The organism is Pseudarthrobacter sp. MOO14 (assembly GCF_058267675.1).
This window is the reverse complement of sequence record NZ_CM177849.1, coordinates 415,634-427,083: the sequence shown is the minus strand read 5'-3', so window position 1 is coordinate 427,083 and position 11,450 is coordinate 415,634. Positions and strand designations below refer to the sequence as shown.

Sequence of the window (11,450 nt, the reverse complement as noted above, 5' to 3'; positions counted from 1 at the left end):
AGGCACCGGCGTCGTCCGCCCGGCGCTGCTCAGCCCCTGGTGATGGGGATCTTCGACGCGCTGGCTTCGACCGCCTGGTCAGGCATCGGGGCACGGACCTCCAGGACGCCGTCCTTGTAGGCGGCGGTGACGTCCGCCTGTTGGACGCCACCGGGAAGCGGAATACGCCGGACGAAGGACCCGTACCGGAACTCGGAGCGGTAACTGCCCTTGTCCTTGTGTTCCTTCTTTTCCTCCCGCTGCGCCTTGATGGACAGCACGCCGTCGGAAACGGTGACGTCAACATCCTTTTCGGGGTCGATGCCGGGCAGCTCAGCCCGTACTACGAGGGTATTGCCGTCCACCATCTCCTCCACCCGGATGGCGGAAGTTCCCACGTCACCTTCGAAAAGCCGTTCGATGACGTCCAAGGGTGAGCGCCGTGAATCGAACCATTTCATCAGGTCAGTCATTACTGCCTCCTGCTCAAGTGGAAGCCGGACCATCGGATCGCCCGGCATTTCCACCATCCCCTCTTGGCAGGACAGCAGCCAGAGTCCAAGGTCCCAGCGCCGGTTCACCCGGCACGGGCGCGCCTGTGCCGGGTAAACCGGCCCACCCCTTCGATGGCCGCGCAGCCTGCCAGGCCAACCCCGACCGCGAGGGCCAGCAGGCCCGGGGGAGGCCAATCCACCCGGAAGAAATGCCGGGTCAGGGGCACACTGAACAGGAGGACCAGGCCCGCGTACATACCGGCCAGGATCAGGACCTTGGTGCCGTTGAGCGGCCGCGACGCCATCACCAGGATCCACGCAGCCAACAGACCCAAGGTTACGGTGGCTGCGGACTGCGCGTTCTCCCGGGTGTGCCCGCCGAAGCCTGTGGCGAGTGCGCTGACGGCCAAAACGCACACGGCGGTGCAGAATCCCGCCGGCACGGCAAAGGCCAGGGAACGGCGGAGGAACCCGGGGGCGTAGCGCTCGCCGCCCGGCTGCAGGGCCAGGAAGAAGGCCGGCAGGCCGATGGTCAAGCCGTCGAGTGCGGACAACTGCCGTGGCAGGAACGGAAAGGCCAGCAGCAGGATGCCGCACACCACGGAGATGACCGTGGCGTAGACGGTCTTGCTGAGGAATACCAAGGAAACCCGCTCGATATTGCTGATCGCCCGGCGCCCCTCATCCACCACCGCGGGCAGCCTTTCGAAGCGGCCGTCAAGGAGAACCAGCCGGGCCACCGCCTTGGTGGCCGGCGAGGCCGAGTCCATGGCGATGCCCAGGTCCGCCTCTTTCAGTGCCAGGACGTCGTTTACGCCGTCTCCGGTCATGGCCACCGCGTGCCCGCGCCGCTTCAGGGCCCTGACCAGATCCCGCTTTTGGGACGGCGTGACGCTGCCAAAGAGGCTCTGCGCGTCCACTATGTCCTCCAGTTGGGCCGGATCCCCGGGAAGGAGGCGTGCGTCGTACGCGGCCCCGTTGCCGAAGCCAACTCCCCGTGCCAGGGCCGCCACCGTCCGGGGGTCGTCGCCGGAGATGATCTTCACGGTGACGCCTTGCCGTCGGAAGTAGTCCAGTGTCGCGGCGGCGTCCGCCCGGATTCTTTCGCGGAAAGTTATCAGCAGCACCGGCTCCAGTGTCGTGGGGAGACCCGTCTCGCCCGCGTGCGGCGGCAGGATGTCCGGAAGGTAGGCCAAGGCCAGCGTCCGAAGGCCGGTGGAGGCCAGGGCGGCGGCCTCCCCGTGTGCCGCCGCGCAACCAGGGGAGCCTCCGAGGACGGCGTCCGGCGCGCCGAGGATCCACGTGCCGGCCGCGCCGGATTCCGGCCCCACAGTGACAGAACTCCATTTCCGGGCGGACGAGAAGGGGATGGCGGACCGTTCCGCCAGCGGCGGGGCCGCGGGAAAAGCCGCACCAATGGCCGCTGCAGTGCTGCCGCCTTCCGATTGGGCCCCGAACCACTCCAGCACCGGCTGCCAGCGTGCTGCCCGGAAGGCCCCCTGAGCGTGGACGGCGTCGAACACCATGGAGCCTGAGGACAGCGTGCCCGTCTTGTCGAGGCACAGGACATCCACCCTCGCCAGCACTTCCACGGCCGCCAGCTCCTGGATCAGGACCTTTTGGCGTGCCAGCCGGAGGCCTCCAACGGCGAATGCCACGCTGGTCATCAGCAGCAGGCCGAGGGGGATCATCGCCATGATCCCGGCAACTGCCCCCACCACGGCGGGGATCCACCGCCCCGAGCCGAAGGCACCCGTCCACCCGCCCCGGTCCTGCATCTGCGCGTTTACCAGCAGCAACGCAGTGGGCAGCAGCAACCATGTGATGACGACGAAGACCTTCCCCAGGCCCCTGCGGATCTCCGACGTGACCAGCGAGAACCGGCGTGCCTCCGCCGCGAGGCGGTACGCGAACGTATCCGGCCCCACCCTGAGCACGGTGGCCCGGCCGCTGCCCGCCAGGATCAGCGACCCGGAGAGCAGCACGGCGCCGCCCATCTTGGGAACCGGCTCGGATTCGCCGGTCAACAAGGATTCGTCCACCTCCAGTGAGGCTCCGCCCAGCAGCAGGAGGTCAGCCGTGACCTGGTCGCCGCCGGCCAGGACAACGGTGTCGTCGGGGACCAGCCCCGCCGACGGGATCCGTTCCCGTGCGCCGTTTCTTATCACCGTGTTCGTCGCCGCCTGCGTGATGGCCAACCGGTCGAGCGAACGCTTGGCCCGGTACTCTTGGACTATCCCGATCAACGAGTTGCTGATGGCCGACAACCCAAAGAGGGCGTCACGCCACTGGCCCAGGACGAACAGCAGGATGAAACAGCCGCCCACAACGGCGTTGAAAAGCGTCAACACGTTCGCCTGGACGATCGCTCGGACCGTTCGGCTGGTGGCCGTGGGCACGCTGTTGATCCGGCCGGCAGCGGTCCGCTCCTGGACTTCACCGGTGGTCAACCCCTCACGGGCACGGCGGCCCTCCACATCGGGGGCGGAGGCCCCGGCTTTCCCGGCGGCCGGCATGGCATGCTCCACCAAGCGGGCGCGCTCAATCGCCGTGCTGCGGTACGTGCATCCGCGTGATGATGGTGGGGCATGGCGGCTGTGCCAGCACCGCGTGCACCGTGGAGCCCAGCAACAGCCGCTCGAAGCCGCCCTTGCCGCGGCTGCCCAGCACCAGCAGGCGCGCCCCGGAGGCGGCCCGGACCAGGGCAGCCGCGGGCTCCACGACGGTTTCCATCACCGTGTGCACGGTGAGGTCAGGGTAGTCCTGCCGCAGGCCTGCCTCCGTTTCGCCCAGGACAATCTGCTCCTCCTCGAGCACATGGGTGGCAAAACTGCTTGAGGGCAGTCCCGCCGCGATCCAACGGTTGGGCCCGGTGAACGCGTAGAGGACCGTCAGCTCCTCGCCCAGCATGTCGGCCTCGGCGGCAGCGTAGGCCACCGCCTGCGTTGACTCCTCGGAACCGTCCACCCCCACGAACACGCCGCGGCCGGCCTCTTGCCCCCCGCCGATGACCGCAACCGGACATTCGGCCGTTGCAGCAGCCTGGAGGGCACGGTCTGTCAGTGCGCCACGTGAGTGGCCGCTGGTACCCAGGACAAGCATTGCGGCCTCTTTCGAGTATGCGCCCAGCGCCGAGCCCACCCCTCCTTCGAGGAGTTTCAGCGAAAGGCTCAGCCCCGGGTAGGCGGCACTGACCTTCTCGCCGGCCTCCTTGAGCAGGCCCAGGCCTGATTCACGCAACACCTCAAAGTAGGGCAGTACTTCGGAGGCCATCCACCGGTCATCGACCACGGTGACGACGGCGAGGGGAGCCTTGAGCCTGTCGGCCCGTGCGGCGGCCCACATCAGGGCGGCGTCGGACGCCGGTGTGTTGGTGATGCCGACGGCGATTGGCTTGGCAGGTGCCATGGGGGCCATCCTTTGGAGTGTTGTGGCGTTGGCTGGGGCGAGGTCGAAAGTCGGGTTCCTGGCCGCTGCGATCTTCAGTCCGCTGCCGGCTCCCGGGGCGGCCACCAGTGCGTAGGTGCCGCGATGACGAACCTCCGGCCGCTGATGTCGTGGGGCGTAACCCGGATCAGGGTGTTCTTCTGACCCGGTTGCCACGGTGAGAGTCCGGCATCCATGGCGTCCTGGGTCTCCTCGGCATCGGAAACCACTGTGGCGTGCCCCTTGAGGATGACACTCCACGCGATGGTTCCGTACTGGTTCATGCCGTCCGCCTCAACAGCCACGGCCTTGCCGTCGAAGGAGGAGAGTTTTGTTGCCCCACCCGTCCGCATCAGCAGGGTTCCGTTGGTGGTGACAAAGTTCATGGGAAAGTTCTCGACCGAGTCGCCGTCCGTGAACGCGATCCTGCAAACGGATGTGGAATGAAGGAGTTTCCAACAATCGTGGACACCGAGTTCCTTGATTTCCGGATCTGCCCCTGCTGTGTTCATGGCCGTAGCCTAGGTCCGCGATCATTCGGCCGGTAGGGGAAAAGGTCCCGCCGGTACAGGGGGCTGGCGGCGGTGAGCCGGACTCAGCGTCAACGGCAGGGACTGCCTGCCGTTGACGCGGCCCCTAGACTACTCCCAGAGGATGTCTTCGAACACTTGATTCGCGCTACGGGCCTGCTGCCTTGCGGGCTTTTGCCGCCGGAGGTGGGACGTGAGCACTGAGCAGCCGTGGCGCTCCCCAATGCGGGACCAGTTGGAAGACCTGCTGCGGGATTTCACAGCCAGGGGCGATGAGCTGCTGGATACCCGCGAGCGGATCAACGGCCTCTTGGCGGCCGTCATAGCCGTCGCGGAGGACCTGAGCCTTGAAGCGGTCCTGGACCGGCTGGTGCGGTCTGCCTGCGCCCTGGTGGGTGCCGGCTACGGGGCGCTTGGTGTCATTGGCGAGGACCGCCGGCTCAGCCACTTCATCACGGTGGGAATTGATGAGGCGGGCATCCGTTCCATCGGAGACCTGCCCACCGGGCACGGTGTCCTCGGGCTCCTGATCCGCGAACCCAAGCCGCTGCGCCTTCATGACCTCGGCCAGCACCCCATAGCGTCGGGTTTTCCACCCAACCATCCGCCGATGAGGACATTCCTGGGTGTGCCGGTCCGCGTCCGGGACGAGGTATTCGGAAACCTGTACCTGACCGAAAAGCAGGGCGGCGTTGATTTCACGCAGGAAGACGAAGACCTCGCAGTGGCCTTGGCGGCCGCAGCCGGGGTCGCGATCCAGAACGCCCGCCTCTTTGAAGACAGCAGCCGCCGGCAGAAATGGCTGGAGGCCGGCATGGAACTGAGCAGCCGACTGATCATGGAGCCCCATGCAGGGGATGCGGAAAGCCTGGATATCGTGGCCGGGACCGCCCTCAAGGCAGCCGACGCCTCGGTGGCCTTCATCGGAGTTCCGGCCGGCGACGGCGTGATCCGGTGCCGGTCGTGCCTTGGCGTGCAGGGCATCAAGGCAGGGCAGGAACTGGTGGTTTCCAGTGCAGTAACCGGAGTCTTCGCAACCGGCGAATCTTTCGTGGCTCCGGAGCCGCGCCAGGTCTTCGAGCACGCGATTGTCGAAACGCTGGGGCCTGTCCTTGTCTGCCAACTGGGGCACGGCAACAGCGGCAACGGGGTGCTTGTCCTGGCCCGTGCCCACGGAGCTGCCGCTTTTACCCAGGCTGACGCCGAATCCAGTTCGATCTTTGGGAGCAGGATCGGCTTGGCCCTGGACCTGGCACGCGTGAGTGCCCTGCGCGAGCAGGACCTGCTCCTGACGGATCGGGAACGGATTGCCCGCGACCTGCACGACCTTGTCATCCAGCGGTTGTTTGCTGCCGGCCTGAGCATCCAAAGCCTGCGACGCTTCACCACAGACCCCGTGGCCCATGATCGAATTGCTGCGGTCACCAAGGAACTTGATGACACCATCCGCAAGCTGCGGGACACCATTTACTCGCTTCGCACGGCAGATGTGGAACGGGAACCCCTCACCGGCCGGATCCTCCGGGTTGTCCGGGAAAGCTCGCGCAGCTACGGGCTGATTCCCAAGGTGTCGCTCGACGGTCCGGTGGATTCGGTCAGGGAAGATGTGGCTGCCCAACTGCTGCCCGTGCTCTCCGAAGCGCTCAGTAACGCGTTGCGGCACTCCGGTGCCGAGGAGATCCAGGTCAGCCTCACCGTTTCCGGCGATGACGTCCAGCTGTGCATTCAGGACAACGGCCATGGATTCAGCGGACCCGCCACGGAAAGCGGGCTTGCCAACATGCGCTACCGCGCCGGGCTTCTTGGCGGCCGCTGCGACATCGACAGCATCCCCGGCGAGGGCACGTCAGTGAAATGGGTTGCCCGCCTGTCCTGAGTGCGCGTCGGCCGGCGGCGCGGCACCCCTGTTGGGGGTACCCGGTCAGGCGCCGTCCGTACTGTTCCGGGTGACGTAGACGGCGGCCTGCGTCCGCCGTTCAAAACCGAGCTTGGCCAGGATGGACGAGACGTAGTTCTTGACCGTCTTTTCCGCCAGGAACAGTTCATCGCCAATCTGCCTGTTGGTCAGGCCCTGGCCGATCAGGGCGAGCACTTTCTTCTCCTGGGTGCTCAGCCCGTCCAGGCGGGGGTCCGTGGGTGCTGTGGAAAGGCCCGCGATGATCCGTTGCTCAACGCCCGGTTCAAACAGGGACTCGCCCGCCGCCGCCCTCCGGATGCCGGCAAGGAGGTCATCGCTCCTGATCTGCTTCAGGATGTACCCGGATGCGCCGGCCAGGACGGCGCCGCGAAGGGCCTGCTCGTCGTCGTAACTTGTGAGGATCAGGCAGCGCAGGCGTGGATCAAGGGACCTGACGTCGCGGCACACCTCAATTCCGGTGCCGTCGGGAAGGCGCCCGTCAAGGACGGCAATGTCGGGGTGCAGGGCCGGGATACGGCGGGTGGCCTCGGCCGCCGATCCGCTTTCGCCAACCACCACGAAACCCTCGCCCTCAAGGAGGTCCCTCAGGCCCTGCCGGACAAGTTCATGATCGTCAAGGATGAACACCCGGACCGGCCCGGAGGACCCGGTGGCTTCACTGCCGGCAGTTTCATGCATGTGCACCCACGCTCCCAAACGCTTGCAGGACCAAACCGCACCTGTGCGGGCAGCTCCCCGGAGCGGCCACACCCCATTCTTACCCGCAACCGGCCCCGCCGGAAGGGACCAAAGTCCGCCGCGCCGGTCCTGCCGCTGCCGGGTGCACCGTCCGGACCGCGGAGCTGCTGTATGCCGCATGACTTTTGGCCCTGGTCCGGCGGCCGGCTCCGGTCCACGCTTGGTCCGAAGGGCAACGGGAGGAAATGTGGCAACAGCAGGGAACCAAGGGCCGTCCGCGGCACCTGAACGGCGCCCCAGGATCATCGTCGCAGTTGATGGTTCCGACGCGTCGGTCGCGGCGTTGCGCGTGGCGCGGGCGGTGGCTGAACCCCTGGGGGCTCCGGTTGAAGCATGGGCGTGCTGGGATGTCCCGGCCGGTTACGGGATTTACCTGGCCGTAGGCATTGAGGGTTTCAAGTATGCCGCCGAGCAGGTGCTGGGCCAGGCGATCCGGGACGCATTCGGACAGGCGCCGCCCTTTGTGCACCCCCGGGTGGTCCGCGGGAAGCCCGGCCCCGTTCTCCTGGACGCGAGCCGCACCGCATCGCTCCTGATCGTGGGACGGCGGGGCCACGGCAGCTTTGTCCTTGGCTCGGTCAGTTCAACCCTTGTCAGCCATGCCCACTGCCCGGTACTCGTGGTCCACGCCGCGGAAACCGGTGCCGCGGAAGAAGTTGCGCTGACCGACGCGACGGCACAGCCCTGAAGCGCCCCTGAAGCCCTGCACCGCCGGCCCGCTTGAACGTCGACCCGCCTGGCCCGATGCCGCCCGGGACGCTTGGCCCCGCACAGCCGGGACGCCGGCGTCGTCCTGCTATTCGCTGGTGGTGCCTTCCATCCGGGTGGCGTGCGGGGCTGCCTTCCGCGGCGACCAGTGCAGATCTTTGATGGCCCAGTACCCGGCACCGTTCATCACCGTGAAGCCGGCAATACCAACGACAGGGGCGTGGGCCACCAGGCCAAGCAGCAGGATGCAGACCCCGGCCGCGAAGAGCACCACTGCGCGCCGGAAGCTTGTCCGGCGGGACAAGGCGAAGGCGTCGTGGTTCAGCAGTACGGCGAGCCTGGGGTCGTCTTGCTCCAGGCCGTGCCCGATCAGTTCGAGTTCCCTTTTCTCGAATTCGGAAAGAGGCATCGTGGGCTCCCCGTGTCCGTTTCCTGCGGACTTTGGCTCAGGTGCCCGGGCGGCCGCGCAGGACGGCCAGCCTGTTCTGGTACTCCGCAACGTCGATCTCCCCGCGGGCGAAACGCTCCGCCAGCAGGTCTTCCGCCATCCGCGGAGACGGAGGCTGTGGATTGTGCGGGGAGGGGGCCCGCAATGATCGGGCCAGCAGCACAATGCCGGTGATGATCGCTCCCCAGACCACCAGCATGCTGATGCTCATCAGGGCATAGCCCCACAGGCCCATGCCGTCGTTCCAGCCGTACACTTCCCCGACCTCCGATTCACAGAAGGCCGCCGCCAACCGGCTGCCTTCCCTTCCAGTATTGGATTGCGGGGTGGGCGCAGGCAGAGCCATTAGTCCCGTTCCGGCCGGCACCGGAGCCCTGCGCCGGCAGATCCGCCGCCGCTCGTGAGCCAGCGGGAAAACGATCTAGAAACCCTGCCGGCGCAGGCGGTTGTCGACGGCGACCGCCAAGGATGCGAGCATGGCCAGGCCGAGGATCCGCAGCCAGGCATCCAGTCCGATGGGGGCGGTATGGAAGAGTTCGTTCATGAGGGGAACGTAGGTGAGGGCCACCTGTCCGGCGGACTGGAGGCCCACCCCTAGGAGGAGCCAGCGGTTGCCGAATGGCCTGATCCGCCAGGCCGGCCGGGTAAGGGACCGGCAGCTGAAGAGGTAGGAGACCTCAACGGCCACGAAGAGATTCACGGCGGACGTCCGGGCCTTGGCAACGGATGCACCGACGGTGAGCTCGTGGCCAAAGAGCCACCAGGTGCCCGCCACCAGGAGCGCTGAGACGAGCATGACGCGCACGGTGAGGGCCCAGGTCAGGAGCGGACGGTCCGGTGCCCTCGGCGGCCGGGTCATCAGTCCGGGCTCTTTCGGTTCGAAGGCGAGCATCAGCCCAAGGGCAACGGCTGTGGTCATGTTTATCCAGAGGATCTGGGTAGGGAGGATGGGGAGCGTCCCGCCCGCCAGGATGGCCGCCAGGATCACCAGCCCCTCTGCCATGTTGGTTGGCAGGGTCCAGACCATGAACTTGACCAGGTTGTCGAAAACGTTCCGTCCTTCTTCAACGGCAGCCTCAATGGTGGCAAAGTCGTCATCCGTCAGGACAATGTCCGAGGCTTCCTTGGCCACCTCGGTTCCGCTGCGCCCCATGGATATGCCAACATTGGCCTGCCGGAGGGCGGGCGCATCGTTGACGCCGTCCCCGGTCATGGCCGCCACATGGCCCCGGGACTGGAGGGCCTGAATAAGGCGGAGCTTCTGTTCCGGGGAAACCCGGGCGAACACCGTGGCGCGTTCCACCGCATCCGGCAGCCGGTCGGCTGGAATGGTGTCCAGCTCCGCGCCGGTGAGCGCTGCTCCGGGTTCTGGACCGTTGGTCAGTCCTACCGCCGCGGCGACAGTCAGGGCGGTCCGGACGTGGTCGCCGGTGATCATCTTGACGGCCACCCCGGCGCGTCGGCACGCCAGGACTGACGATGCCGCCGCTTCACGCGGCGGATCGTGCATTGCCTGGAGCCCGGTCAGGGTCATGCGTCCTTCCAACTCCGTGCCGTCTAGGGCTCCGGTAGCCGCGGGGAGGCGCATCATGGCCGTTGCCAGCACACGCAGTCCACCGTCGGCGAGCGCATGTGCAGCATTGACCACGGCCTGCCTGCGGAGCGGCCTGGCGCCGCCTTGTGCGTCCATCTCGCCACCGCAGAGTTCAAGGACACGTTCCACGGCACCTTTGACAAACACGAACCCGGTACCGTCCGGATGCGCGGAGCGATGCATCGTGGCCATGAACTGACGCTCAGGAGTAAAGGCCAGTTCGGCGTGCCGCGGCCAGCCGGCGAGGAACCCCGCAAGCGAGATGCCTCCCTTCCCGGCGGCCACCAGCATCGCGGCCTCGGTGGGATCTCCGCGCACCTGCCAGGTTGCTCCCTCGCGGCGGACACCGGCGTCATTGCAGGCTGCCCCGGCCAGGAGGCACCATCGCAGTGCCTCGTCCCGGATCCCGTCGCGCCCCAGGGACACCGGCGGCTGCGCTGTGCCGCCGGTGTGGATGGTGCCTGGGGGAATGATGTGTCCCTCCGGGCTGTAGCCGGTGCCTGTCACGCCATACCTGCCGGCAGGGGTCCAGAGGACTCGGACGGTCATCTGGTTTTCGGTGAAGGTTCCTGTTTTGTCCGAACAGATCACGGTGACACTGCCGATCGTCTCCACAACCGGAAGCCGGCGGACCACGGCACGGCGCCTCGCCATCCGGCGGACGCCGATGGCAAGGGCCACCGTGACAGCGGCTGGCAGGCCTTCGGGGATGGCCCCAACGGCAAGGGCGACGGCTGCGGTGAACATTTCTTCGGGCGGTTCACCGCGTGCCACGCCGGCAAGGAAAGCCACGCCCGCCAGGGCAAGGATGGCCGCGGTAAGCGTTGTGCTGAACCGTGCCAGCTTGCGCGTAAGGGGCGTGGCCTCGGGCCGGATGTCGCCGATGAGCCGGTGGATTTCGCCGAGTTCGGTTTCGCCGCCGATAGCGACAACGATCCCTGCCCCGGTTCCGGCAGTCACCAACGTGCCGCTGTACAGCATGTTCCGCCGGTCTGCCACGGGTGTGGCCCGGGGGAGCACCACCTGGTCCTTGGCAACCGGTTCGGATTCGCCGCTCAGGGCGGATTCATCCACCCGCATCGCTGAAAGGCGGACCAGGCGCAGGTCGGCGGGGACCCTGTCGCCCGCTTCCAGCAGCACCAGGTCTCCGGGCACCAGGTCTTCGGAGGGAATGCTCAACCTTTCGCCGCGCCGCACGACTGCCGCATGGGTGCGAACCATGGAGTGGAGGGCATCGAGGGCCGCGTCGGCCCGAACCTCCTGGATGAAACCGATGAGCGTATTGACCAGAACCACGGCGAGGATCACCCCGGCGTCCAGGAACCCGCGAAGGAACGCGGTCACCGCGGCGGATGCCAGCAGGACGTAAACCAGCGGGTTGTTGAACTGGCGCCCGAGTTTGCCGGCAATACCCCCGCGCCGTGACCGGGGAAGCATGTTCGCGCCGAACTGCGCCCGCCGGCGGACCACCTCGGCCGGGTCCAGGCCTGTGGCGGTGTCCGTGCCAAACAGCAGCACCAGGTCGTGGACGGGCAGTCCATGGTGGGCCGGGCCCGGGGTGCCTGCCGGGGTGGTCCCTGCCGGCGTCTTGTTGCCCATGATGGTGGTGCGGCCG

At 67.2% G+C, this 11,450-nt stretch carries 10 protein-coding genes; 2 read left to right on the top strand and 8 right to left on the bottom strand.

Going from position 1 to position 11,450, the window contains the following annotated elements; translation table 11 throughout:
* Nucleotides 1-29 precede the first annotated feature (29 nt).
* The 4 genes from AC4EEV_RS01950 to AC4EEV_RS01935 form a co-directional block, all read right to left on the bottom strand.
* Nucleotides 30-452: an Hsp20/alpha crystallin family protein gene (locus AC4EEV_RS01950; protein ID WP_018761501.1), complete on the bottom strand. Its 423-nt coding sequence runs from the start codon at nt 450-452 to the stop codon at nt 30-32.
* 104 nt (nt 453-556) lie between these two features.
* Nucleotides 557-2,989 (bottom strand): HAD-IC family P-type ATPase, encoded by a 2,433-nt coding sequence (locus AC4EEV_RS01945; protein WP_491330027.1) that lies wholly within the window; start codon nt 2,987-2,989, stop codon nt 557-559.
* Nucleotides 2,990-3,014: 25 nt separating this feature from the next.
* A complete protein-coding gene (locus AC4EEV_RS01940; protein ID WP_491330026.1) occupies nt 3,015-3,881 on the bottom strand; it encodes a universal stress protein in 867 nt (288 codons plus the stop codon).
* Between the two features lie 74 nt (nt 3,882-3,955).
* Nucleotides 3,956-4,411, bottom strand: a complete 456-nt coding sequence (locus AC4EEV_RS01935) for a pyridoxamine 5'-phosphate oxidase family protein (protein WP_018761498.1) — start codon at nt 4,409-4,411, stop codon at nt 3,956-3,958.
* A 241-nt stretch (nt 4,412-4,652) separates the two neighbouring features.
* On the opposite strand from AC4EEV_RS01935, the gene AC4EEV_RS01930 reads away from it, so the two are divergent.
* Nucleotides 4,653-6,305 carry a GAF domain-containing sensor histidine kinase gene (locus AC4EEV_RS01930; RefSeq protein WP_491330834.1) on the top strand — a complete coding sequence of 551 codons (1,653 nt, stop codon included), beginning with the start codon at nt 4,653-4,655 and terminating at the stop codon, nt 6,303-6,305.
* 45 nt (nt 6,306-6,350) lie between these two features.
* Here AC4EEV_RS01930 and AC4EEV_RS01925 read toward each other — a convergent pair whose 3' ends face one another.
* Complete coding sequence (locus tag AC4EEV_RS01925) at nt 6,351-7,025, bottom strand: response regulator (protein ID WP_018761496.1); 675 nt, start codon at nt 7,023-7,025, stop codon at nt 6,351-6,353.
* A 247-nt stretch (nt 7,026-7,272) separates the two neighbouring features.
* Between AC4EEV_RS01925 and AC4EEV_RS01920 the strand changes: the two genes are divergently transcribed.
* Nucleotides 7,273-7,773: a universal stress protein gene (locus tag AC4EEV_RS01920; protein WP_018761495.1), complete on the top strand. Its 501-nt coding sequence runs from the start codon at nt 7,273-7,275 to the stop codon at nt 7,771-7,773.
* A gap of 108 nt (nt 7,774-7,881) precedes the next feature.
* Here AC4EEV_RS01920 and AC4EEV_RS01915 read toward each other — a convergent pair whose 3' ends face one another.
* The 3 genes from AC4EEV_RS01915 to AC4EEV_RS01905 all read right to left on the bottom strand — a co-directional run bounded on the left by AC4EEV_RS01915 (nt 7,882) and on the right by AC4EEV_RS01905 (nt 11,434).
* Complete coding sequence (locus tag AC4EEV_RS01915) at nt 7,882-8,202, bottom strand: DUF3040 domain-containing protein (RefSeq protein ID WP_018761494.1); 321 nt, start codon at nt 8,200-8,202, stop codon at nt 7,882-7,884.
* A 37-nt stretch (nt 8,203-8,239) separates the two neighbouring features.
* Nucleotides 8,240-8,497 (bottom strand): SHOCT domain-containing protein, encoded by a 258-nt coding sequence (locus tag AC4EEV_RS01910; RefSeq protein WP_026264502.1) that lies wholly within the window; start codon nt 8,495-8,497, stop codon nt 8,240-8,242.
* Between the two features lie 165 nt (nt 8,498-8,662).
* Nucleotides 8,663-11,434: a cation-translocating P-type ATPase gene (locus AC4EEV_RS01905; RefSeq protein WP_491330025.1), complete on the bottom strand. Its 2,772-nt coding sequence runs from the start codon at nt 11,432-11,434 to the stop codon at nt 8,663-8,665.
* Between the last annotated feature and the right edge of the window lie 16 nt (nt 11,435-11,450).

What these genes read in the sequence shown, in the direction of transcription:
- AC4EEV_RS01935 (WP_018761498.1), bottom strand. Translation starts at nt 4,411, where the DNA reads ATGAACACAGCAGGGGCAGATCCGGAAATCAAGGAACTCGGTGTCCAC.
- AC4EEV_RS01940 (WP_491330026.1), bottom strand. Translation starts at nt 3,881, where the DNA reads ATGGCACCTGCCAAGCCAATCGCCGTCGGCATCACCAACACACCGGCG.
- AC4EEV_RS01905 (WP_491330025.1), bottom strand. Translation starts at nt 11,434, where the DNA reads ATGGGCAACAAGACGCCGGCAGGGACCACCCCGGCAGGCACCCCGGGC.
- AC4EEV_RS01950 (WP_018761501.1), bottom strand. Translation starts at nt 452, where the DNA reads ATGACTGACCTGATGAAATGGTTCGATTCACGGCGCTCACCCTTGGAC.
- AC4EEV_RS01930 (WP_491330834.1), top strand. Translation starts at nt 4,653, where the DNA reads ATGCGGGACCAGTTGGAAGACCTGCTGCGGGATTTCACAGCCAGGGGC.
- AC4EEV_RS01915 (WP_018761494.1), bottom strand. Translation starts at nt 8,202, where the DNA reads ATGCCTCTTTCCGAATTCGAGAAAAGGGAACTCGAACTGATCGGGCAC.
- AC4EEV_RS01925 (WP_018761496.1), bottom strand. Translation starts at nt 7,025, where the DNA reads ATGCATGAAACTGCCGGCAGTGAAGCCACCGGGTCCTCCGGGCCGGTC.
- AC4EEV_RS01945 (WP_491330027.1), bottom strand. Translation starts at nt 2,989, where the DNA reads ATGCCGGCCGCCGGGAAAGCCGGGGCCTCCGCCCCCGATGTGGAGGGC.